This is a genomic window from Vibrio sp. V33_P6A3T137, from assembly GCF_009904835.1.
GTDB classification, from domain to species: Bacteria; Pseudomonadota; Gammaproteobacteria; order Enterobacterales; family Vibrionaceae; genus Vibrio; species Vibrio metschnikovii.
Genome location: NZ_WXWK01000066.1, coordinates 13,007 through 36,196, shown reverse-complemented (window position 1 = coordinate 36,196; position 23,190 = coordinate 13,007). Strand labels below are relative to the sequence as shown.

The 23,190-nt window shown below is 45.4% G+C and carries 19 protein-coding genes and 1 tRNA gene; 4 read left to right on the top strand and 16 right to left on the bottom strand.

Annotated elements, in window-relative coordinates; all coding sequences use genetic code 11:
* Window positions 1-10: 10 nt before the first annotated feature.
* Window positions 11-95 (bottom strand) — tRNA-Tyr (locus tag CAG60_RS06325).
* Window positions 96-560: 465 nt separating this feature from the next.
* On the opposite strand from CAG60_RS06325, the gene CAG60_RS06320 reads away from it, so the two are divergent.
* Both CAG60_RS06320 and vexH read left to right on the top strand, forming a co-directional pair.
* On the top strand, window positions 561-1,607 hold the full coding sequence (locus tag CAG60_RS06320; protein ID WP_161438520.1) for an efflux RND transporter periplasmic adaptor subunit: 1,047 nt from the start codon (window positions 561-563) through the stop codon (window positions 1,605-1,607).
* Window positions 1,607-4,717 (top strand): vibriobactin export RND transporter permease subunit VexH, encoded by a 3,111-nt coding sequence (vexH, locus tag CAG60_RS06315; protein WP_161438519.1) that lies wholly within the window; start codon window positions 1,607-1,609, stop codon window positions 4,715-4,717. Before CAG60_RS06320 ends, vexH begins: the two co-directional genes overlap by 1 nt.
* Before the next feature lie 91 nt (window positions 4,718-4,808).
* Here vexH and CAG60_RS06310 read toward each other — a convergent pair whose 3' ends face one another.
* Entirely contained in the window at window positions 4,809-5,411 is a 603-nt protein-coding gene (locus CAG60_RS06310) for a YitT family protein (RefSeq protein WP_161438518.1), read from the bottom strand.
* A 377-nt stretch (window positions 5,412-5,788) separates the two neighbouring features.
* On the opposite strand from CAG60_RS06310, the gene glyA reads away from it, so the two are divergent.
* Window positions 5,789-7,039 (top strand): serine hydroxymethyltransferase, encoded by a 1,251-nt coding sequence (gene glyA / locus CAG60_RS06305; RefSeq protein WP_154168768.1) that lies wholly within the window; start codon window positions 5,789-5,791, stop codon window positions 7,037-7,039.
* Window positions 7,040-7,197: 158 nt separating this feature from the next.
* On the opposite strand, the gene lipA is transcribed toward glyA, so the two are convergent.
* The 12 genes from lipA to leuS all read right to left on the bottom strand — a co-directional run bounded on the left by lipA (window position 7,198) and on the right by leuS (window position 19,895).
* Window positions 7,198-8,163 (bottom strand): lipoyl synthase, encoded by a 966-nt coding sequence (gene lipA, locus CAG60_RS06300; protein WP_004395730.1) that lies wholly within the window; start codon window positions 8,161-8,163, stop codon window positions 7,198-7,200.
* A complete protein-coding gene (lipB, locus tag CAG60_RS06295) occupies window positions 8,160-8,822 on the bottom strand; it encodes a lipoyl(octanoyl) transferase LipB (protein WP_161438517.1) in 663 nt (220 codons plus the stop codon). The genes lipA and lipB overlap by 4 nt, the downstream gene beginning before the upstream one ends.
* 204 nt (window positions 8,823-9,026) lie before the next feature.
* Complete coding sequence (gene ybeD / locus CAG60_RS06290; protein WP_072668655.1) at window positions 9,027-9,305, bottom strand: DUF493 family protein YbeD; 279 nt, start codon at window positions 9,303-9,305, stop codon at window positions 9,027-9,029.
* 170 nt (window positions 9,306-9,475) lie between these two features.
* Window positions 9,476-10,651 carry a serine hydrolase gene (locus CAG60_RS06285; protein WP_040904560.1) on the bottom strand — a complete coding sequence of 392 codons (1,176 nt, stop codon included), beginning with the start codon at window positions 10,649-10,651 and terminating at the stop codon, window positions 9,476-9,478.
* A gap of 127 nt (window positions 10,652-10,778) precedes the next feature.
* Window positions 10,779-11,576, bottom strand: coding sequence for a septal ring lytic transglycosylase RlpA family protein (locus tag CAG60_RS06280; RefSeq protein WP_161438516.1), 798 nt, complete (start codon window positions 11,574-11,576; stop codon window positions 10,779-10,781).
* 5 nt (window positions 11,577-11,581) lie between these two features.
* Window positions 11,582-12,703 carry a rod shape-determining protein RodA gene (gene rodA, locus CAG60_RS06275; RefSeq protein ID WP_161438515.1) on the bottom strand — a complete coding sequence of 374 codons (1,122 nt, stop codon included), beginning with the start codon at window positions 12,701-12,703 and terminating at the stop codon, window positions 11,582-11,584.
* On the bottom strand, window positions 12,703-14,586 hold the full coding sequence (mrdA, locus tag CAG60_RS06270) for a penicillin-binding protein 2 (RefSeq protein ID WP_161438514.1): 1,884 nt from the start codon (window positions 14,584-14,586) through the stop codon (window positions 12,703-12,705). The genes rodA and mrdA overlap by 1 nt, the downstream gene beginning before the upstream one ends.
* A gap of 6 nt (window positions 14,587-14,592) precedes the next feature.
* On the bottom strand, window positions 14,593-15,063 hold the full coding sequence (gene rlmH, locus CAG60_RS06265) for a 23S rRNA (pseudouridine(1915)-N(3))-methyltransferase RlmH (protein WP_040904558.1): 471 nt from the start codon (window positions 15,061-15,063) through the stop codon (window positions 14,593-14,595).
* 2 nt (window positions 15,064-15,065) lie between these two features.
* On the bottom strand, window positions 15,066-15,422 hold the full coding sequence (gene rsfS, locus CAG60_RS06260; protein WP_372447417.1) for a ribosome silencing factor: 357 nt from the start codon (window positions 15,420-15,422) through the stop codon (window positions 15,066-15,068).
* 46 nt (window positions 15,423-15,468) lie between these two features.
* On the bottom strand, window positions 15,469-16,494 hold the full coding sequence (gene holA, locus CAG60_RS06255; protein WP_161438513.1) for a DNA polymerase III subunit delta: 1,026 nt from the start codon (window positions 16,492-16,494) through the stop codon (window positions 15,469-15,471).
* Between the two features lie 8 nt (window positions 16,495-16,502).
* Window positions 16,503-17,096: an LPS-assembly lipoprotein LptE gene (locus tag CAG60_RS06250; RefSeq protein WP_154168758.1), complete on the bottom strand. Its 594-nt coding sequence runs from the start codon at window positions 17,094-17,096 to the stop codon at window positions 16,503-16,505.
* 222 nt (window positions 17,097-17,318) lie between these two features.
* A complete protein-coding gene (gene leuS, locus CAG60_RS06245) occupies window positions 17,319-19,895 on the bottom strand; it encodes a leucine--tRNA ligase (protein WP_158144963.1) in 2,577 nt (858 codons plus the stop codon).
* Window positions 19,896-20,016: 121 nt separating this feature from the next.
* Here leuS and CAG60_RS06240 point away from each other — a divergent pair, with 121 nt between their 5' ends.
* A complete protein-coding gene (locus CAG60_RS06240) occupies window positions 20,017-20,487 on the top strand; it encodes a zinc ribbon-containing protein (protein WP_158144127.1) in 471 nt (156 codons plus the stop codon).
* A 72-nt stretch (window positions 20,488-20,559) separates the two neighbouring features.
* Here the strand turns inward: CAG60_RS06240 and lnt are convergent, their stop codons facing one another.
* Together lnt and corC are read right to left on the bottom strand one after the other, a co-directional pair.
* Window positions 20,560-22,071 (bottom strand): apolipoprotein N-acyltransferase, encoded by a 1,512-nt coding sequence (lnt, locus tag CAG60_RS06235; RefSeq protein ID WP_161438512.1) that lies wholly within the window; start codon window positions 22,069-22,071, stop codon window positions 20,560-20,562.
* A 160-nt stretch (window positions 22,072-22,231) separates the two neighbouring features.
* Entirely contained in the window at window positions 22,232-23,131 is a 900-nt protein-coding gene (corC, locus tag CAG60_RS06230) for a CNNM family magnesium/cobalt transport protein CorC (RefSeq protein ID WP_004395717.1), read from the bottom strand.
* Window positions 23,132-23,190 lie beyond the last annotated feature (59 nt).

Below are 23,190 nucleotides of genomic sequence, written 5' to 3'. Positions count from 1 at the left end.
CGAGAGAATATGGTGGAGGGGGACGGATTCGAACCATCGAAGGCGGAGCCGGCAGATTTACAGTCTGCTCCCTTTGGCCACTCGGGAACCCCTCCAAGGGTTTACGGATTAACTCGATTCAATCCGAGGCTGAATCGACGTTTTCCCAACGCATCGCTCAGCTGCGGAGCGCATATTATCAAACTCGGCCTTACTGTAAACCCTTTTTTGATGATTTTGAATTGAATGCTGGCTTTTTGGGCAGAACATGGCAGATATTAAGGTTTATCTTCATTATGCTTAGTTTGCTTAGTTTGCTTAGTTTGCTTAGTTTGCTTAGTTTGCTTAGTTTGCTTAGTTTGCTTATGTTGTGATGGTGTAAGCCATCATCTTGCTCTCAAAGCCCTTATTAATGATGTTTATCGTCAATCATCAAAGTATTGCGAACGTTAGCGCCTCTATTCTAAGTTTACTCACACGAGTAAACTTACCGTTTTTAAAAGTATCTTTACGTTACTTGACGTTTATTGTTCTTAGAAACGGTTACAATGGAATCAGTAACTTATTACCTGAACCTGATCATGAAAAAAATATCGCTACTTGTTGCTTTGTTATTCATCTCATTGCCGATTTTTTCGACTATGGCTTCTGCCCCCATGGCGACGCCTGTGGTGATTGAGTCGGTACAAGTACATCAAATTTCTCAACGTTTATCGTTAATTGGTAAATTAGTGGCTGATCAATCGATAAGTATTTCGGCCGAGGCGGCTGGACGAATCGATAGCATCATGGTTAAAAGCAATCAGTTGGTTAAAAAAGATCAATTGCTGATGACATTACACGATGCTAAAGCTCAAGCCGCCGTCAGCGAAGCGCAAGCTTATTTGCGTGATGAACAGCGTAAACTCGCGGAATATGAGCGCTTAGTGCAACGTAATGCGATTACACAAACCGAGCTGGACGCTCAACGCTCGAGTGTTGATATTGCTCAAGCAAGACTAGCGGCTGCTCAAGCTCAGTTGGCTGATTTTCGTATTACAGCGCCGTTTGATGGCACGATTGGCTTCATTGATTTTAATCGTGGTCAATTAGTGAGTATCGGGAACGAACTCATGACATTGGATAACCTATCGGTGATGCGCTTAGACTTGCATGTACCAGAGCGTTATTTATCGAGTTTATCACGCGGGATGACCGTATTAGCACAAACGACCGCTTGGCCTGATCAAGTCTTCACCGGTACAGTCGTTGCGATCGATTCACGGATTAATCCAGAAACGTTAAATTTACGCGTGCGGATAGAGTTTAAGAATCCTCAGCAACGTCTTAAACCTGGGATGCTTATTTCTGCTCGACTCGACTTTCCGCCTATCTCAGCTCCGATCATCCCGGTACAAGCTCTAGAATATTCAGGCACCAAACGCTATGTCTATGTGGTTGGTGACGATCATCGGGTGACTCGTACAGAGGTGCTATTGGGCACTCGAATCGACAATCAAGTGGTGATTGAACGAGGATTAGAGATTGGTCAACGCATTGTAGTTCAAGGAATTGTCAATATGCGTGACGGATTAAGCGTAAGAGAAGTCACCGCCGACGGTCAACCGATTAAGAAAGGCGCACAATAATGTTGTTATCGGATATCTCAGTAAAACGCCCCGTTGCGGCGGTGGTGTTAAGCTTACTATTGTGTGTTTTTGGTTTGGTTTCTTTTTCTAAACTTTCTGTACGTGAAATGCCGGATATTGAAAGCCCTGTCGTCTCAATTTCGACCCGATACAGCGGTGCTTCTGCGACCATTATTGAAAGTCAAATCACTTCAGTACTTGAAGACCAATTGGCCGGGATCAGTGGGATTGATGAAATTAGCTCAACCACCCGTAATGGAATGTCCCGAATTACCGTCACCTTTAAGCTTGGTTACGATTTGAATGAAGGGGTGAGCGATATTCGTGATGCCGTTGCGCGGGCGAAACGATCACTACCAGAGCAAGCCGATGATCCGCAGGTGTTTAAGAATAATGGTTCGGGTGAGGCCTCGATATACATTAACTTAAGCTCATCCACGATGGATCGTACTCAGCTTACCGATTATATCGATCGCGTACTGGTTGATAGGTTTAGCTTGATCAGTGGCGTTAGCTCAGTGGATATTTCGGGCGGTTTATATAAAGTTATGTACGTTCGTCTTAATCCAGAACAAATGGCAGGGCGCGGTATCACTACCACCGATATTACCAATGCGTTGCGGCGAGAAAATATTGAAAGCCCCGGCGGACAAGTTCGTAATGATTCTACGGTGATGTCAGTACGCACGGCGAGAAGCTATCAAAGTGAAGAGGATTTTCAGTCATTAGTGATTAAACAAGCCAGTGATAATACGCCGATCTATTTGCGCGATGTAGCGGATGTCTTTATCGGTGCGGAAAATGAAAACTCGACCTTTAAAAGTGATGGAGTGGTCAATGTCAGTATGGGGATTATTCCTCAATCTGACGCCAATCCGCTGGAGGTAGCTGCTCGGATTCATCAGGAAGTCGATCGTGTTCAGCCGTTTTTACCAGAAGGAACTCGATTGGCGATTGATTACGACTCAACGGTGTTTATTGAGCGTTCGATTGAAGAGGTCTATAGCACGCTCTTTATTACCGGTGGGCTGGTGGTACTGGTGCTGTATATTTTTATTGGTCAAGCGCGTGCGACCTTAATTCCTGCGGTTACCGTGCCGGTTTCATTAATATCGTCGTTGATTGCTGCCTATTATTTTGGTTTTTCGATTAACTTGATCACGTTAATGGCGTTAATTTTAGCTATCGGATTGGTGGTGGATGACGCGATTGTGGTGATGGAAAATATCTATCATCATATTGAACAAGGAGAGAAACCCTTGCTGGCGGCTTATAAAGGGGCGCAGGAAGTGGGGTTTGCGGTGATTGCTACCACACTGGTCTTAGTGATGGTTTTTTTACCGATCTCGTTTATGGATGGCATGGTAGGGTTACTCTTCACTGAGTTTTCGGTTCTGTTAGCGATGTCCGTGATTTTCTCTTCTTTAATCGCGTTAACCTTGACCCCGGTTCTAAGCAGCAAAATTTTACGCGCCAATGTCAAACCGAACCGTTTTAATCGCATGGTCGATAAACTGTTTGCTCGATTAGAAGCCAACTATCGTCGTGCTTTACAACTCGCTTTGCGTGCAAAGTGGGCCGCGCCGTTAGTGATCATCGCCTGTGTTGGGGGCAGCTATGCGCTTAATCAACAGGTTCCCGCTCAGTTAACCCCTTCTGAAGATCGCGGCGTGATTTTTGCGTTTGTACGTGGTGCTGATGCGACCAGTTATAACCGCATGGCAGCTAATATGGATTTGGTCGAATCACGGTTAATGCCATTACTAGGCCAAGGCTTTTTAAAGTCCTTTAGTATCCAATCGCCAGCGTTTGGTGGTAACGCTGGCGATCAAACCGGCTTTGTGATCATGATCCTCGATGATTGGAATGAGCGCGATATCACCGCTCAACAGGCTTTGAATCATATACGACAAGCGCTGGCGGGTATTCCTGATGTGCGCGTGTTCCCATTCATGCCAGGTTTTAGAGGCGGCTCTAGTGAACCAGTGCAGTTTGTTCTTGGTGGATCCGATTATGAAGAGCTACAACAATGGACTGAGGTGCTTAAACAGCGTGCAACAGAATCACAGATGATGACTGGTGTTGACAGTAACTATTCAGAGAAAACACCAGAACTGGTTGTGTCGGTTGATCGTCAGCGTGCCGCTGAACTCGGTATCAGTGTACAAGAGATTTCTAATACCCTAGAAGTGATGCTTGGTGGACAAAAGGTCACAACCTTTGTCGAGCGAGGAGAAGAATACGATGTGTATTTACGTGGTGACGAAAATCGCTTCAATAACGCTTCAGATTTGAGTCAGATCTACTTGCGAACAGCATCAGGGGAGTTAGTGACCTTAGACACTTTGACCCATATTGAAGAGGTCGCATCATCGATTCGTTTAGCGCGTTACAATAAGCAAAAAGCGATCACTATGACGGCTAACCTTGCCGAGGGGTATACCTTAGGCCAAGCGCTCGACTTTTTGGATAAGACAGCTCAAGAGATATTACCGAGTGATATCACCGTCAGTTACTCGGGGGAATCGAAAGATTTTCGAGAAAATCAATCCAGTGTTGCGATTGTCTTTGCATTAGCTTTGCTAGTCGCCTATTTGGTCTTGGCGGCGCAATTTGAAAGCTTTATCAATCCGTTAGTGGTGATGTTCACTGTGCCTATGGGCGTGTTCGGTGGATTTGTCGGGCTATTTGTCATGGGGCAGGGGATGAACATTTATAGCCAAATTGGGATGATCATGCTGATCGGTATGGTGACGAAAAATGGTATTCTGATTGTTGAATTTGCCAACCAGCTGCGCGATCGAGGCTATGAATTCGAGAAAGCCATCATTGATGCTGCTGCGCGACGTCTACGGCCGATTCTGATGACGGCGTTCACCACACTGGCTGGAGCGATACCACTGATTTTATCGACAGGAGCGGGCTATGAAAGTCGAGTTTCGGTCGGGACCGTGATTTTCTTTGGGATGGCGTTTGCGTCATTGGTGACATTATTTGTTATTCCAGCGATGTATCGACTGATTTCACAAACGACGCGTTCACCGGGCCACGTGGCTGCTGAACTGGATAAAGCGATCAGTCATGATGTGAAATCACGTGCAACCCATTAATCAATAATGAGCGCTGTTTTGATTAGCGTATAAAGAAAAACGCCTTAAACCGATGTCGGCTTAAGGCGTTTTTCATGACTAGCACTTAGATTTAAGGTTGATAAGTAACGTTATAGCGAGTGGGTTTGTGATTCATACTCAGTACTAGATTCAAGATAATCGCCCCAAAAATGGATAACAACATGGTACTCGGGCTAATAAAGAACAAAGAAGCACTCAGTATTAATCCGTCGATCGCCATCTGTACATGACCCGCAGGTATTGCATGCCTATCTTGTATCGATAAACAGAGGACATTAAAACCGCCTAAACTCGCGCGATGACGAAAAAGAATCAGCATGCCGAGGCCCATTAATAGTCCGCCCGCCAGCGCACAGTAAAATGGATTTATCTCACTAAGGGTAATGAACATGGCCAAATGATCAGTAAAAACTGAGACTAATGCCCCGCATAAGGCGCTATTGATAGCAAATCGACCACCGAAACGACGCCAAGCTAATAAATAAAATGGACTATTAGCTATAAAATACAGCCAGCCAAATGACCAAGGCAAAAAGTGGGTCATCAGCAGTGCTAATCCAGCGGTTCCGCCAGTCAGTAGTTCTCCAGCTTGGAGAAAAAAGACGCCTTGCGCGACTAAGAACGTTCCAGTCAGCATGGCGATTATATCTTCTTTGTGGGTGTGTTTATCCATTGCTACAGCTCAAAAGATCAATCGGATTAGAGGGAATAGTTGCGCGCTATAGTAATGAAAAGTCGCGATTTCCGGTAGCATACTAGGTGAAATTAAGGTAGATCTATGTCATTGGCGTTTTACAGGCTGTAAAGCGTAACATTGACACTTAAGCGATAGGTTCACGTTAAGCGGACTATTATCGTTAGTCATGATGAAAAAACTGCATGATATTTTATGTAATTTACACTTTATGAGACACGTTAAATTAGGTAGAATGCGCGCCGTTAGGGTGACGAAAACGTTTGCGTTGGGTCATTGTGTGGTTTTTATGCCCAAAAGATACTAAGTCGTTTGGGGATAGCTAATTTCAGATAAATCTGAGTCAGGAGATACAGATGCTTAAGCGTGATATGAATATCGCTGATTACGATGCGGAGTTATTCGCAGCAATCCAAGAAGAAACGCTTCGTCAAGAAGAACACATCGAGCTTATCGCTTCAGAAAACTACACTAGCCCACGGGTTATGGAAGCACAAGGCTCTCAGCTCACCAACAAATACGCTGAAGGTTACCCAGGCAAACGTTATTACGGCGGTTGTGAATACGTTGATAAAGCTGAAGCATTAGCGATTGATCGCGCTTGTCAGCTATTTGGTTGTGAGTACGCTAACGTTCAGCCACACTCTGGTTCTCAGGCTAACAGTGCCGTTTATATGGCGTTGCTTAACCCAGGTGATACTGTATTAGGCATGAGTCTGGCTCATGGTGGTCATTTAACTCATGGCTCTCCAGTTAACTTTTCTGGTAAGCACTACAATATTATCCCATACGGTATTGATGAAAGCGGTAAGATCAATTACGAAGAGATGGAAGCACTGGCTCTTGAGCACAAGCCAAAAATGATCATTGGTGGTTTCTCGGCTTATTCGCAAATCGTTGATTGGAAACGGATGCGCGAAATTGCCGATAAAGTTGACGCTTACTTTTTTGTCGATATGGCACACGTCGCTGGTTTGATTGCTGCTGGAGTTTATCCAACGCCGCTCCCTTATGCGCATGTAGTGACCACGACGACCCATAAAACGTTAGCCGGCCCTCGTGGTGGTTTGATTTTGTCCAATGCGGGTGAAGAGATGTATAAAAAGCTTAACTCGGCGGTTTTCCCGGGTGGGCAGGGTGGTCCATTAATGCATGTTATTGCGGCTAAAGCGGTAGCATTTAAAGAAGCAATGGAGCCTGAGTTTAAAGAGTACCAAGCTCGCGTGGTAAAAAATGCCAAAGCGATGGTGGCTCAATTCCAAGAGCGCGGTTACAAGATTGTTTCTAACAGCACCGAGAATCACCTATTCTTAGTTGATCTGATCGATAAAGGCATTACTGGTAAAGAAGCCGATGCCGCACTGGGGGCTGCGAATATCACCGTGAACAAGAACTCGGTACCCAACGATCCGCGTAGCCCATTTGTAACCTCGGGTATCCGTATTGGAACGCCAGCGATCACACGTCGTGGATTTACTGAGCAAGATGCACAAGATTTGGCAAACTGGATGTGTGACGTATTAGATAACGCCAACGATCAAGCAGTTATCGAAGCGACTAAACAGAAAGTGTTAGCGATTTGTCAACGCTTACCGGTTTACGCTTAATACTTTGTCATAGTAGATAAAATGGCCCGCTAAGCGGGCCATTTTTGTAACGTGATAACCATCAATCAGCGATATTGATTGATAGGCTCACGCTAGTCATTAACTCATCGCGTTGAGCCTAGTTGTTGTAGGCTGATAACCGTATAGATTCGATAGGGTTATTTGACTTCTAATCCCTTCGCTTGCAAATCCGCATGATAAGATGAGCGAACAAAAGGTCCACACGCAGCATGGGTAAAGCCAAGCTCAAGAGCGATCTCTTTTAGTTCATCAAATTCTTCAGGTGGCACGTAGCGCTCAACTGGTAGATGGTGACGACTTGGTGCCAAATACTGACCTAATGTTAGCATCGTCACGCCATGCTCTCGTAAATCTTTTAAGACTTGGATGATCTCTTCTTTAGTTTCACCTAAGCCCATCATGATCCCTGATTTTGTTGGTACATCAGGATGCTGCTCTTTAAACTTACGCAGCAATTCTAAAGACCATTTATAGTTTGCCCCAGGGCGCGCTTTACGGTACAGGCGTGGAGCCGTTTCTAGGTTATGGTTAAGCACATCTGGCGGATTGTCTTTGAGTTTTTCTAGCGCAATGTCCATGCGACCACGAAAATCAGGGACTAAGGTTTCGATACGGATCCCCGGATTGAGCGCGCGAATTTCGCGGTTGCAGTCTGCAAAATGTTCAGCGCCACCATCGCGTAAGTCATCACGGTCGACGGAAGTGATCACGACATACTTGAGCTTCATATCACGAATGGTTTCAGCGAGTTTTTTCGGCTCAGCGGCATCAACGGCATTCGGGCGTCCATGGGCTACGTCACAAAATGGACAACGTCGAGTACAGATAGCACCAAGGATCATAAACGTAGCGGTGCCATGATTAAAGCACTCCGCCAAGTTAGGGCAAGACGCTTCTTCACAGACAGAGTGAAGATTATTTTTACGCATCGCGGCTTTAATTTCTTGTATACGCTGGCTATCGGCAGGGAGTTTTATTTTCATCCACGATGGCTTACGTAGCACTTCTTTTTGCTCAACCGGCATGTTTTTCACCGGAATCAGTGCCATTTTATCGGCGTCACGGTATTTAACGCCTTTTTCCATTTGAATTGGTTTGCTCATGCTATTTTACCTATAAAAGGTGCTTCTGTGCTGAATTCGACTTGTTGATAACCGAATAAACGGACAAGCTCTTGGATCATTTGCTGTTCAATTTCTGCTAAGTTATCTGGCCCACCTAAGTCGCAGACTTGCACCATTTCCATGCCTTGATAACCACAAGGGTTAATGCGCAGAAAAGGAGAAAGATCCATATTGACGTTAAGGGCAAGACCGTGAAATGAACAGCCTTTACGAATACGTAAACCTAGTGAGCATATTTTCTTTCCATCGACATAGACACCTGGAGCATCTGGGCGAGCGGCAGAATTAATATGATAGGTTTTTAAAGTGTCGATCACGAGTTGTTCAATACCAGTGACCAATTCTCTAACGCCGAGCTTCTTGCGTCTTAAATTAATCAACACATAGGCCACTAATTGACCTGGGCCATGATAAGTGACTTGACCACCACGATCACTCTGTACGACCGGGATATTTCCTGGATTGAGAAGATGCTCAGCTTTACCTGCTTGACCTTGGGTAAAAACGGGATGGTGTTCAACAAGCCATATTTCATCGGCCGTTTGTTCATCACGTTGATCGGTAAACTGATGCATGGCTTGCCAAACAGGCAAATAATCTTGTCGACCCAGTCGCCTGATAACAAGCGGATTATCCATTGTCGTTGCCCACCAGTGATATATAAAGTTTTTTGATTATAAACATCTTAGACGCTTTGAACTACTCATCTCGGGGATTTTTTTAACCTCATTTTTTTTATGAGTAATTTAAGGTGATGAAAAATAAAAAAAAGCAGCATAATGCTGCTTTAAAAATAATGTATAACAATTAAAATTTTTTTGATGTTTCGCTGCAACTCAGTGTTATAGAACCATACGGACGATCTCGATATCGCCTAGCTCTTTATACAGTGTTTCTACTTGCTCAATCGACGTCGCCGTAATGGTCACCGAAACCGAATGGTAGTTGCCTTTGCCACTTGGCTTAACTCGCGGACTATAGTCACCAGGAGCATGGCGCTGGATCACTTCTAACACAAGTTCTGGTAACTCAGGTTTCGCATGGCCCATAACTTTGTAAGTAAAAGAACAAGGAAACTCTAAAAGATCTTTTAATTTGGCATCAGAGTTAATGGTCATCATAGTGAAAGCTCCAAGATTTGCTTAAGCGGTGGCGGATAGTACCGTCAATTTAAAGATATCTCAAGTTGGCGATAGGCTAACGCGGCGATGAGTTTCGCTGAGCTAGCAAACGTACCCACATTGCAGCAAGTGTTAAAGGGGGGAGGCTACCACCCCTTTAACACTCGGAATTAGAACAAGCTTTTAAAGAGTAGTACTAAGTAATCCCATAGACGACTTAATAGACCACCTTCTTTGACATCTTCTAACGCCATCAGAGGATATTGAGCAATTTCATTACCTTGTACTTGGTAATAGAGGGTACCCACGACATCCCCTTTATTGATTGGTGCTTTGAGCTCTTTTTCTAAGACAAAGCTAGCCGTCAGATCTTTGGTTTGACCGCGTGGCAGCGTAACGTAAGTATCTTGTTTTACACCCAGTGCAACGGTTGGTTTGTCGCCCATCCAAATCGTTTCGTTAACAAAGGTTTCGCCTGCTTTGTGCGGAGCGACTGTTTCAAAAAAGCGGAAACCGTAACTGAGCAGCTTTTTACTTTCCGTTTTACGAGAATTAATATCTTTAGTCCCCATCACGACGGCAATCAAGCGCATGTTGCCTTCGGTCGCTGAGCTGACCAAACTGTAACCAGCATTAGTCGTATGGCCAGTTTTAATGCCGTCGACGTTCATACTTTTATCCCAAAGTAGTCCGTTACGATTGTATTGGGTTATGCCGTTGTAGGTGAATTTTTGCTCGGCGTAGAGAGCGTATTCATCTGGCACGTCTCGGATTAATGCTTGACCTAATAAGGCCATATCATAAGGCGTAGAGTAGAGTTCAGGGTGATCGAGTCCATGCACATTGGCAAAATGTGTGTTGGTCATGTTCAGTGAACTGGCCCAAGCATTCATGAGATCGACAAAAGCATCTTCTGAACCTGCGACATGTTCTGCCATCGCAACACAGGCATCGTTACCTGATTGAATAATAATCCCTTTATTCAGATCTCGGACTTTAACCGAAGTGCCTACCTCGATGAACATTTTTGATGAATCGGGGTAGTTTTTCGCCCACGCATTTTCGCTGATCACCACATCGTCATCGAGAGAAATATTGCCACGGTTAAGCTCTTGGCCGATAACATAGCTGGTCATCATCTTGGTTAGACTGGCTGGAGAGAGCTTTGTGTTCATCTCTTTCTCAGCGAGGATTTTCCCTGAATGGTAGTCCATCAGCACATAGCCTTTGGCGGCAATTTGTGGGGCATCTGGAATGACAGTCGGTGCAGCAAAAGAGGATGCTGAAAACGTAGCAGATAGCGCAAAAGATGTCGCTAAAACAGAAAATAGAGAGATTTTTTTCATAATAATATTAAAACTATTGGTTAGTTATCGAATAGCTTAACAGAAACGACCTTGCAAATCAGACCGCTCATTCCTCCATGTATCGTTGAGCGGATAAAGGAGAAGACCGATCTGCTTTGCATCGACGTTACGGTTTTGCGTGGTGTTTTCTCACAAAAGCGGTGTCGTAACCGAGCGATTTTACACGCTCAAGTATTTCTTGCGTCAGGGCATAGTCAGTAAACGGCCCTAGAAATAACCGATGCTGTTGATTGTTACTCTCGACAAAACTTGGGACCGTCAGTTGGTCACTCATCTCGGCGGATAACTGCTCTACTCGCTGTTGATGCTGGGAGGCAGCAACTTGAATAACATACTGGGCAAACGGTGTTTTAAGAGGACGATTGCTGTTTCTTTCTACGGTAATGACCGCAATGTCAACATTGGCTGTCCCCGTTTGAATGACGCCTAACTTATACGCGGCAGCGTAACTTAAATCAATAATCCGCCCTTCATGAAATGGACCACGATCATTGACTCTAACAATGGCTTCTCGGCCATTATCCAAATTGGTGACTTTGACATAGCTTGGCAGGGGCAGCGTTTTATGTGCAGCCGTCATTGAATACATGTCATAAATTTCGCCATTAGACGTTAGATGGCCATGAAATTTTTTCCCATACCACGACGCTTGGCCACGCTCAGTGAACCCCTTGGGGTTACGAATGATCTGGTAGCTCTCACCGCGCAGTGTGTAATCGCGATTTCCTCCTAAGCTGTAGGGTTCGTATTGAGGATAGGCATCTTCAATATGTGCGACAGAAATCGGCGTATTAGGCGCTATATCATTAAATAAAGCGTAACGCCCGGTTGGTTTACTGCTGCAACCGATGAGTAAAGCGCTACAAAGTAAGCTTAAGAGCAATGGATAGTGAGATGATTTCATACGGTTCAATTCGCCTTAGAAAACGCTTTACGATGGGTGTGAATCGACATCAAAATGCCAAATCCGGCCATGAGTGTCACCATCGATGTACCGCCATAGCTGATCAGGGGCAGCGGGACGCCAACAACGGGTAAAATGCCACTCACCATGCCGATATTAACAAAGACATAGACAAAGAAACTTAAAACAATACTTCCCGCCATCATCCGACCAAAAGCGGTTTGAGCACTACCAGCAAGGTACAGTCCTCGACCAATAATAAATAAATAGGCTGCGAGCAGAACAAGTACGCCAATCAACCCCCATTCCTCAGCAATGACGGCGAAGATAAAGTCAGTATGCCTTTCGGGTAAAAACTCTAAGTTAGACTGGGTGCCATGTAACCAACCTTTACCTGATAAGCCTCCCGAACCAATCGCGATTTTACTTTGAATAATGTGATACCCAGCTCCCAGTGGATCGGATTCTGGATCAAACAGGGTACGTACGCGAGTTTTTTGATATTCGCGCATAAAGAAAAACCACATGACAGGGACAAATGCACTAACGGCGATCACGGCTGCCGAGATGATTTTCCAGCTAATACCGGCTAAGAAAATAACAAAAATACCGGAAGCTGCAATCAAAATGGAGGTCCCTAAGTCAGGCTGTTTGGCGATCAATATTGCAGGGAAAAAGACCATCATTAATGCGACGGTTAAGGTCATTACATCAGCGGGGATTGGCCGTTGACCAATATATCGTGCCACCATTAGTGGTACAGCCAGTTTCAGCAGTTCTGATGGCTGAAAACGGATGAAACCGAGATTGAGCCAACGTTGTGCTCCTTTGGAGGATTCTCCAAAAAAGAGTACCCCCAGCAACAATATCACACCACAAAAAAACAGCAGCGGCGCTAAACGTTCATAGCTTCTCGGTGAGAGCTGTGCTAGGCCAACCATCACTAACAGCGCCATAACCATACGCATGGCTTGGCGCTCCATCATCGCTAAACTTTGTCCACCAGCACTGTACATCACCACCAAGCCAAATCCCATGACCACTAATAGAGCAAGTAATAAGGGCAGATCAATATGCAAACGTTCAAAAAAAGCCCGGTTTTGTCCGGTAGCGGGATCCATCTTCATTATGGTTTATCCTCTTGTGGCCCCAAGATCACATGATCAAAAATACGTCTCACGACGGGAGCTGCAACACCGGAACCACCACCTGCGTTTTCGAGCACTAAGCTGACGATCAGTTTCGGATGATCGATGGGCGCAAAACCAACGTAGAGTGCATGATTGCGTAAATGTTCAGCCAGTTCGTCGGCGTCATACTCTTGACCTTCCGCTAGGCCAAAGACCTGCGCGGTTCCTGATTTACCGGCACTTTTGTATTTTAAGCCTTGAAAGGCACGTCGAGCGGTGCCTCGACTACCGTGGTTAACCAGATACATCCCTTGTATCGCAATATCCCAGTACTTGTCATCAATTTCATCAAGAGGAGGGAAGATTACGTACTCAGTCTCTTTTTGAGTCGAGAAAGGCTGACCGTTTTTAATCGTAGAGCGCAGTAAATGCGGGGCAATCACTTTCCCTTTATTCGCAACCACCGAAGTCGCTTTCGCCAATTGCATTGGTGTTGCGGTCCAATAACCTTGACCAATTCCAACCGGGATAGTGTCACCTTTGTACCAAGGGGTACGATGACGAGCTATTTTCCATTCACGAGTGGGCATATTGGCTCGACTTTCTTCGAAAATATCGATGCCAGTTAAATCTCCAAACCCAAAACGCATCATCCAAGTCGATAGGTTATCAATTCCCATGTCGTACGCAATTTGGTAGAAAAAGGTATCTACCGATTCTTCAATCGCTTTTAAGATATCAACCCTGCCATGCCCCCAGCGCAGCCAGTCTCGAAAAGGGCGCGTGTCGGAGTTGGGGATTTGCCAAGAACCATGATCGTTACGTGTCGTTCTTGGCGTAATGATGCCATCGTGTAATGCTGCTGGAGCAATAAACGGCTTTACGGTTGAAGCTGGTGGATAAATCCCCAAGGTCGCTCGGTTAACTAAAGGACGGTTAATGTCATTCAGTAACTTATTGTATTCGGTTGATGAAATGCCATGCACAAAAGGGTTCGGGTCATAACTTGGGCTTGAGACCATCGCTAGTATGCCGTTATCTTCTGGATCTAAGACAATCGCCGAGCCGCGGCGACCGTCCAGTAATTGATGGATATAAAGCTGTAAGTCAATATCCAAGTTAAGAACAATATCTTTACCGGGAGACGGCGGCACGTATTTTAAGGTCCGAATAATGCGTCCACGGCTATTAACTTCAACTTCTTGATAGCCAGCGGTGCCGTGTAACAGATCTTCGTAGTAACGCTCAATACCTAACTTACCAATATCGCGTGTTGCTTGATAGTTAGCGGCTTTACCTTCACGTTGTAGTCGTTCTACATCGCGATCGTTAATTCGTGATACGTAGCCAATTACATGAGTTAAGACTTCTTCATAAGGATAAAAACGCTTTAAATTCGCGCTCACCGATACCCCTGGGAAATTATGCTGATGCACGGAAAACTTCGCCACATCTTCATGACTGAGTTGTGTGAGTAGAGGAATGGCATTAAAGCGTCGAGTTTGGCGGCGATCTCTTTCGAACGCCGCAATTCGTTCTTCTGGAATGGTTAAAATTTGCTGCAGACGAGCGATGGTATCGTCCATATTGTTTACTTGTTCAGGAATAATTTCCAAGTTAAACACAGGACGATTTTCCGCCAGTAAATGACCATTGCGATCGTAAATTAACCCACGGTTGGGGGCAATCGGGACAATTTTAATGCGATTATCGTTGGAGCGGGTTTTGTAATCTTGGTACTGTTTCACCTGAATATGATAGAGGTTGGTGATCAGCACACCCATTGCCACGACAATTCCCATGAAAGCGACGATAGCTCGACGACGAAACAGTCGGGCTTCCGCTTGGTAATCTCTGATTGGACTTCGCTTACGCAGCATCGCTCATTACTCTCGATGGTAAGGATGATTGGCCGTGATACTCCATGCTCGATAGAGACTTTCAGCCATAACCACACGCACCAGTGGATGGGGCAGAGTTAAGGGTGATAATGACCAGCTTTGCTCAGCGGCCGCCTTGCAGCTTGGTGCCAGCCCCTCTGGTCCACCAATGAGAATGGACACATCTCGTGCATCGAGTTTCCAACTTTCTAATTGCTCTGCCAACTGCTCAGTATTCCAAGGTTTTCCGGGGATATCGAGCGTAACAATTCGATTTCCCTTGGGTACGGCGGCGAGCATGGCTTCGCCTTCTTTTTGTAAAATACGTGCAATGTCAGCATTTTTTCCACGTTTACCCGCCGCTATTTCGACTAATTCCAATGGTAAATCATGAGGAAAGCGTCGACGGTACTCTTGAAAGCCCTCTTCAACCCATTTCGGCATTTTGGTGCCGACGGCGATCAGTTGAATCTTCACACTTAACCCCAGAGTTTTTCTAATTGATATAAAGCGCGATGCTCTTCTTGCATGACATGAAGCATCGTCGACCCCATATCTAATACGACCCATTCACCTTCTTTCTCGCCATCCATACCGAGAGGCTCTAAGCCAATTTTCTTTACCTCGTTGGCAATGTGATCGGCAATCGAGGCCACATGGCGTTTTGAGGTGCCAGTACAAATCACCATGTAGTCGGTCACACTTGATTTACCTTGGACATCAAGGGTAACGATATTAACGGCTTTCATGTCATCGGCTTTATCAGCAAGGAAATGGGTAAGTTGTTGTTGCTGCAATGGTGAATCCTCATAGTATGGTTCGTTGATGATGGTCATCAAAGGTTATTCTGCTGCTAAAAAAGCGCCGTAGTATAACACGCTTTTAAGTCGGTAAAGCGACGTTTGCTTGCGGTAGGCAGCATTGCAAGCTCAGTTGCTGCATCAGTGGCCAAATGGGTTGGCTATATTGAGTCTTAGCCAATAATTCACACTGAGCAAGTAGTTGCAGTAGATGACGAAGTTGCGGCACGGATAATCGCTGTAGAGCGGTAGAGTAAAGTGGCCGTTTGGTTTGCCAAATCCGGTATTGATTAAAAACGTTACCTATCGCTTGTGTCTCTATAGCCTGTCGCATCTGCAACAATTGAAACAGTTCTTTTTGTACGGTGCGGATTAAGATAATGACTTCAGTGTCCTCGGCAGCCAGTTGGCGCAAAATACGTTGCGCTCGGTTGGCCTTACCTTCGAGTAAGGCATCGATCCAGTGAAAAGCGGTAAACTGGTTGTGGCGACTGAGCGACTCTTCTAAACGTAATAATGTTAATTGCCCATCAGGATAAAGGAGCACTAATTTTTCTAGGCTTTGTACCAAAGCCAGTAGATTACCTTCGTGCCATTGAGCGAGCATTTGAATCGCTTCGTTATCTGGCTTTAAACCTAGAGCTCGGCAGCGAGCCGCCACGAACTGAGGTAAACGAGAAAGTTCAGGCGTTAAGCAGTTAACCCAGCAAGCCTGTGCACTTAATGTTTTAAACCATGCGGTATTTTCTTGCGCTTTAGCCAGTTTTCCACCGATGATCACCAGTAAAACATCAGGACTCAGCGTTGCTGTTAAGCTGGCGAGCTCTTTACCTAATGCTGCGTTAAAGCCATTCTCTGCGACTTCTATTTCTACGATCTGGCGTTGAGAAAAGAGGCTCATGGATTGGCAACAATCATACACCTCGTTCCAATTGAGGGACGCATCGGCATTAAAGCGGTATTTTTCAGTAAATCCTTGCTCTCGCGCTTTGCGTTCAATCGCTAAACGTGATTCTTGAATCAATAAGGGTTCATTACCCAAGATTAAATAGACAGCAGAGAGCGAGCGGTTGAGGGTTTCGCTGAGTTTGTCGGCGTACAATCGCATGGTTAACCCTATAACATATTAATGGTATTTGAGTTATCAAGCTCAGATTGAGTCTGGACGTTAGAGTCAGTCTCTTCAAAACTCCCATTAGGAATGCTGGCCTTTAGGCGTGCCATTTGGCGAATAATTTGGCTGGCCGCGAGTTTACGCATTTCATCGACAATCATTTCTCGTTCAGCAGATTTTGCTAACGCAGTCAGTGGGTTATCTAAGTAACTGCGAGTCACGCTGGTGGAAAACGTTCTTGTACCAACCTCTGGTATAGTGACGCGATAAGAGGTATTAAAGGTCAGCTCTTTTTCGGCGGCGCGAGTATTTTGATACAGCGATAAGGTTCGCTCACTCAAACTTTCACCATTGAGATGTAAATTAGCTATATTACTTGCAGGTTCAACGAGTTGGATCTCGTTCATGCGCAGTTGACCTTTGACCAGCCGTGTTAAGGTGCTGTATTGATCGTTACTGGTCAGAGACATCATGCTTAACTCTTCTGGAATGTCATAGTCTCCACGTAAATGGAAGCCGCAGCCAGCGATAAAAGTTGAAGCGATCAACAAAATAATCAACAAAGGTCGAGTTGTTACAGGCAATATAAAACGCATGGGGTATTCGTTCTCGTCAGTGAGTTTACTTATCTTAGCTTACCGCATTCGATAAACTGAGATAAGTAAACAGGGCGTAAGCCCTGTTTATGTGCTGATAACTAAAAGTTGTGGCTCGGTCTAATAAGGTGGCCATTCGATCGGTTTTTATATCGATGACCACCACAGACCATGAGCTGATAACTTAACGTTGCTTGGCTATACAGACAGTCAGCTTAGCGATTAGTTCGCCACGATGTTGAGCAGTTTGCCCGGTACATAAATGACTTTACGAATGGTTAAACCATCAGTAAATTTCTGTACGTTTTCATCTTGTAGGCCAAGCGCTTCAACCTGCTCTTTCGTTGCGTCAGCGGCAACAGTCAATTTACCACGTAATTTACCATTCACTTGCAAGACAACCAGTTTCTGATCTTCAACTAATGCGGTTTCGTCGTAAGTCGGCCACGTCGCTTGGTCAATATCGGCTTCGCCGAGTGCTTGCCACATTTCAAAACAGATGTGTGGCGCGATAGGGTAAAGCATTAAGGTGATGGCTTTTGCCGCTTCATCCAAAATAGCTCGGTCTTGTTCAGACTCTTGTGGCGCTTTAGTGAGTTTATTCATCAGCTCCATGATCGCAGCAATCGCCGTGTTAAAGGTTTGACGACGAGCAATATCATCAGTCACTTTAGCAATGGTTTTATGCACATCGCGACGCAGCGCTTTTTGGTCGGCATTTAAGGTATCGCTTTGTACTGCAACCGCAGCGCCTTTAGCGGTATGTTCAGCGACGAGCTTCCATACCCGTCTTAGGAAGCGGTTCGCTCCTTCAACACCAGACTCTTGCCACTCCAATGTCATATCGGCAGGCGAAGCGAACATCATAAATAAACGTACTGTATCCGCACCGTATTTATCAACCATCTCTTGTGGGTCAATACCGTTATTTTTTGACTTAGACATTTTGATCATGCCTGAGTGTTCAACTTGACGACCTTGATGATCAACCGCTGAAATAATGCGACCTTTCCCGTCACGTTCCACTTTAACGTCGGTAGGAGAAATCCACTCTTTAGTGCCTTTCTCATTGCTATGATAGAAAGCGTCAGCTAACACCATGCCTTGGCAAAGCAATTGTTTGAATGGCTCGTCGGAGGTGACATAACCAGCATCACGCAATAGTTTATGGAAAAAGCGTGAGTAGAGCAGATGCATACAAGCGTGTTCAATACCACCGATATATTGATCAACCGGTAGCCAGTAGTTGGCTTTAGCTGGGTCTAAAATATCGTCTGCTTGTGGTGAGCAGTAACGTGCGTAATACCAAGACGATTCCATAAAGGTATCAAAAGTATCGGTTTCACGTAGTGCAGGTTGACCATTAAATGTCGTTTCAGCCCATGTTTTATCGGCTTTAATCGGACTGGTTACACCATCCATAGTGACATCTTCAGGCAAGATCACTGGTAATTGATCGGCAGGAACGGGATGAACTTGACCATCTTCAGTGGTGACCATTGGGATGGGGGCACCCCAGTAGCGCTGACGAGAAACGCCCCAGTCACGTAGACGGAAGTTAACGGTCTTTTTACCTTTACCTAGCGCTTCGAGTTTTGCTGAAATGGCATCAAAAGCCGCTTGGAAAGTTAGGCCATCGAATTCACCAGAATCAAACAGTACGCCTTTTTCTGTATAAGCTTGCTGGCTGATATCTAACTCGCTGCCATCTTCAGGCTTAATCACCGGAATAATATCTAAGCCGTATTTGGTGGCAAATTCATAATCGCGTTGGTCGTGTGCAGGAACGGCCATTACCGCGCCAGTCCCGTAGTGCATTAGCACGAAGTTCGCGACATAGATAGGCACTTCTCGGCCATTTAAAGGATGGATAGCTGTCAGACCTGTCGCCATGCCTTTTTTCTCCATTGTCGCGAGTTCGGCTTCGGCAACTTTGGTGTTTTTACACTCTTCAATAAAGGCCGCCAGTTGCGGATTATTGGCAGCGGCTTGAACCGCGAGCGGGTGCGCGGCAGCAATACCTACATAGGTAACCCCCATCAGCGTGTCTGGACGAGTGGTATAGACTTCAAGATCTTGCGCCTGATCTTTAACTTGGAAGCTCAGTTCTACCCCTTCAGAGCGGCCAATCCAATTGCGTTGCATGGTTTTAACCATTTCTGGCCAGCCGTCAAGGTTATCTAAATCATCAAGCAATTCTTGTGCGTAAGCGGTGATCTTAATAAACCACTGTGGGATCTCTTTTTGCTCAACAGGCGTATCACAACGCCAGCAGCAGCCATCTTCCACTTGTTCGTTAGCGAGTACGGTCTGGTCATTAGGACACCAGTTTACTGAGGAGGTTTTCTTATAAACCAACCCTTTTTCGTACAGTTTGGTGAAAAACTCTTGTTCCCAACGGTAGTATTCAGGACGGCAAGTAGCGAATTCACGGCTCCAGTCATAACCAAAGCCCAGTAATTTGAGCTGGTTTTTCATGTATTGGATATTTTCGTAAGTCCATGGTGCTGGCGCTGTTTTATTTTTAACTGCAGCATTCTCGGCCGGTAAGCCAAACGCATCCCAACCAATCGGTTGCATGACGTTTTTACCTTGTAAACGTTGGAAGCGAGAAACGACGTCACCAATCGTGTAGTTACGTACGTGGCCCATGTGCAGTCGACCGCTTGGATAAGGAAACATCGAAAGACAGTAGAATTTTTCTTTATTTGGGTCTTCACTTACAACAAAGGTTTTATTGTTGTCCCAGTGCTGTTGAACTTTCTGTTCAATATCTTGCGGGTTATATTGATCTTGCATCGATGACATCCGGTTATCTTGGAATTTGTGAGTTCGGTTCGAACAGGTACTAATAGATCAACATAGAATACCTAAAGCAGCACAGCACAACAATAGCCAATCCGACTGAACGAGGTGACTTATGCGAAAACAGAAAGCAGGTTATGAGGCGTTAGTAGAAGAAGTGCTCGAAACGTTGAAACAAAGCCCAGAAGAGTTAGAACATATTTTAGACACATCGGGTAAGGTTGTGGCAGCGGCGAATGACTTGACTCAAGATGAATTAGCCCTCATTTCAGCTTATGTTAAAGCTGATTTAAAAGCTTTTTCTGAACAGTATGAGCAGAGTAAAACGGGACCTTTTTATTTAATGATTGCCAATTCTATCTGGCAAGGGCTGCTGGATATTACGGATAAAACTAAAGTGGAGTGGGTGGAGCTATTTCAAGATCTTGAGCACCAAGGTGTTTATCAAGCAGGGGAAATGATTGGCTTGGGGATCTTAGTTTGCGAAAGTTGCAATCATAAGGTTGAGTACAATCACCCAACAGAAATTGTCCCTTGTCTGCGCTGCGGCCATAAATTATTTAGCCGTCAGCCTTTGCAGCCTTAGCAAAAATCAAGAGGTCGAACCCCAAGCGCGATATGGATGGCGCTTGAGGATAGATCGAGTGTTATTGCCGATTTAAGATCGGCGAATCGTGACCAGCCCTATGGTAAGGCTAGCAATAACCCATAAATAGAGTGGCCAGCTCCCTAGTCGATGATAGGGCGTCTGTCCACGAGTCGGAATGATCTCGGCTCTTAACACTGCCGTTTCGAATTGCGGGATTTGATGCGTGATTCGGCCATAATGATCGGTGATCGCGGTGACTCCGTTATTTGTTGAACGAATCAGAGGCTTACCAAGTTCTAAGGCGCGCATACGGGCAATTTCCATGTGCTGTAATGGGCCAATCGAGTGACCAAACCAAGCGTCATTCGATAAGGTCAGCAAAAAATCGGTTTGTTCGGTGACATTGACACGAAGTTGTTCATTAAAGATGATTTCGTAACACAGCGCGGGGGCGAAGGCGAATCCTTTAGCGATGATATTCGGTTGAATATAATCTCCCCGACTAAACGAAGACATCGGTAGATTAAACAAGGGTGCCAGTGGTCTTAGCCACGCTTCAAAGGGTACAAACTCACCAAACGGTAACAAGTGATGTTTATGATAGCGTTGCGTCACATCGTAGCGATACTCTGCATGTTCCGTCTCACCTAACGCTAAAATACTATTAAAATAATGCCCTTGCTGATCATGGTTTAAAATACCGGTGATGACCGCGCTCTGGTTCATTCGTGCGGCGGAATCTAAATTGCTGAGAAATGACCCAATTTCTACTTCAAAAGCAGGGATGGCGGCCTCTGGCCAAATAATAATATCGGCATCCCAATTTTCACGGCTCAGATCGGTATATTTCATGATAGTTGGCCAGCGTTGGTTGGGGTGCCATTTTAAAGATTGTTCCACATTACCTTGGATAATCGCTACGCTAGTGGCTCGTTCTGGTTGCGGTATCACCCATTGAACCGAACGAAGTGCGACACCGATGATGAAAATACTGATAGGCAGCAGTAAGTAGCGCCAAGCTTTGTTTTGCCAAGCATAAGCGCATGAACCAGCAGAGATCATCAGTAATAATGTTAATAGCTCAACACCCGCCAGAGGAGCGAAAGAGGCCAACGGCCCGTCGATCTGGCTATAGCCAAGCCATAGCCAGGGGAATCCGGTCATTACCCAGCCGCGTAACCAATCACTGATCAGCCACAGGGCGGGAACGGCGAAGAGAAAACGTGACCAATGAGTGGTTGAGAAAAAACGATTAAGAGCCCAAGCAAATAGGCCGTTATACAGGGCGAGATAGGCAACAAGTAACAACATCAGCAGCAAGCCAGCAATTTTCGGCATGCCTCCGAAAGTATCAATACTGACGTATACCCAACTGATCCCAACACCAAATTGGCCAAGTCCCCAGCTATAACCGAGCAGTGCCGCTTGTTTGGGCGTTTTCTTCTCAATAAGTAGCAATAAAGCCAAAGGGCTGAGAATGGCGATAGGCCAGATTTGATAAGGGGCAAAGGCTAATGTGGTCAGCGCGCCAAAAAAAACAGCCAAGATAGGCTGTAAGCGGCGTGAAATAACATCTTTCATCCAGTCATGCTCTCATTAAGTGATTCGGGCAGAGATAGCCTGAGTCAGCATCGTTACCTTTAAGTTTGACGCGAATCGTCAGCGTTATGTTGATGATTCGCGTCAAGGTTCAATGGTAGTGATTCGATAATCACTGTGACTGGCGGTTCTCGATAACCAGCTACTCTTCCATAGTCTCTGGAAGGGCTTGTAAATCAGGGATGGTGACTTGCAGTTGGACGACTCTTCGACTGTCAGCGGCAGTGACTTTAAAGTTATAGCCGCCGATATCAATCACCTCTCCACGAGAAGGTAAATGGCCAAAGGCCGTCATCACCAAACCGCCAACCGTATCGACTTCTTCATCGCTAAACGAAGTACCAAACGTTTCGTTAAACGATTCTATGGTCGTTAACGCTTTCACGGCGTAGGTATGTTTACTTAATTTACGAATATCCAGTTGCTCTTCATCATCGAATTCATCCTCGATATCTCCGACAATTTCTTCGAGAATATCTTCAATCGTGACTAGGCCGGATACACCGCCAAACTCATCTACGACAATCGCCATATGATAACGTTCCTCACGGAACTCTTTTAATAGGCGATCAACGCGTTTACTCTCAGGGACCACCACGGCAGGTCGAATGACTTCTTCGATATTAAATGGGGCGCTGCTTGAGCCTAAGTATTTGAGTAAGTCCTTCGCAAGAAGTATGCCTTCGACATGGTCTTTATCTTCACTGATAACAGGATAGCGGGAGTGTTGAGCATCGGTAATGATCGCAATCAGCGTATCCATATCATGGGTGCGTTCAACGGTCACCATCTGTGAGCGGGGGATCATGATATCCCGTACTCTCATCTCCGCAATTTCCATCACGCCTTCAAGCATGTCGCGTGTGTCGTGATCGATAAGGTCATTGATTTCTGAGTCTCTGATCACATCAACCAGGTCTTGACGGTCTTTAGGATCCGTTTGAAACAGTTGACCTAGGCGTTCAAAGAAGGACTTTCTACTCGGACCTTCAGATTTTTCTTTTTTTCCTTCGGTCGAATAGGGCGAGTTATCGTCGTTCATTATTTCTCTTATTGGTAACGCTATCAGATGTGTGATAGCTCACATGTAAGCTTATACGC

Bases quoted from the DNA above. Each gene is read 5' to 3' on its own strand.
- CAG60_RS06320 (WP_161438520.1), top strand. From the start codon at position 561: ATGAAAAAAATATCGCTACTTGTTGCTTTGTTATTCATCTCATTGCCG.
- vexH (WP_161438519.1), top strand. From the start codon at position 1,607: ATGTTGTTATCGGATATCTCAGTAAAACGCCCCGTTGCGGCGGTGGTG.
- CAG60_RS06310 (WP_161438518.1), bottom strand. From the start codon at position 5,411: ATGGATAAACACACCCACAAAGAAGATATAATCGCCATGCTGACTGGA.
- glyA (WP_154168768.1), top strand. From the start codon at position 5,789: ATGCTTAAGCGTGATATGAATATCGCTGATTACGATGCGGAGTTATTC.
- lipA (WP_004395730.1), bottom strand. From the start codon at position 8,163: ATGAGCAAACCAATTCAAATGGAAAAAGGCGTTAAATACCGTGACGCC.
- lipB (WP_161438517.1), bottom strand. From the start codon at position 8,822: ATGGATAATCCGCTTGTTATCAGGCGACTGGGTCGACAAGATTATTTG.
- ybeD (WP_072668655.1), bottom strand. From the start codon at position 9,305: ATGATGACCATTAACTCTGATGCCAAATTAAAAGATCTTTTAGAGTTT.
- CAG60_RS06285 (WP_040904560.1), bottom strand. From the start codon at position 10,651: ATGAAAAAAATCTCTCTATTTTCTGTTTTAGCGACATCTTTTGCGCTA.
- CAG60_RS06280 (WP_161438516.1), bottom strand. From the start codon at position 11,576: ATGAAATCATCTCACTATCCATTGCTCTTAAGCTTACTTTGTAGCGCT.
- rodA (WP_161438515.1), bottom strand. From the start codon at position 12,703: ATGAAGATGGATCCCGCTACCGGACAAAACCGGGCTTTTTTTGAACGT.
- mrdA (WP_161438514.1), bottom strand. From the start codon at position 14,586: ATGCTGCGTAAGCGAAGTCCAATCAGAGATTACCAAGCGGAAGCCCGA.
- rsfS (WP_372447417.1), bottom strand. From the start codon at position 15,422: ATGACCATCATCAACGAACCATACTATGAGGATTCACCATTGCAGCAA.
- holA (WP_161438513.1), bottom strand. From the start codon at position 16,494: ATGCGATTGTACGCCGACAAACTCAGCGAAACCCTCAACCGCTCGCTC.
- CAG60_RS06250 (WP_154168758.1), bottom strand. From the start codon at position 17,096: ATGCGTTTTATATTGCCTGTAACAACTCGACCTTTGTTGATTATTTTG.
- leuS (WP_158144963.1), bottom strand. From the start codon at position 19,895: ATGCAAGATCAATATAACCCGCAAGATATTGAACAGAAAGTTCAACAG.
- CAG60_RS06240 (WP_158144127.1), top strand. From the start codon at position 20,017: ATGCGAAAACAGAAAGCAGGTTATGAGGCGTTAGTAGAAGAAGTGCTC.
- lnt (WP_161438512.1), bottom strand. From the start codon at position 22,071: ATGAAAGATGTTATTTCACGCCGCTTACAGCCTATCTTGGCTGTTTTT.
- corC (WP_004395717.1), bottom strand. From the start codon at position 23,131: ATGAACGACGATAACTCGCCCTATTCGACCGAAGGAAAAAAAGAAAAA.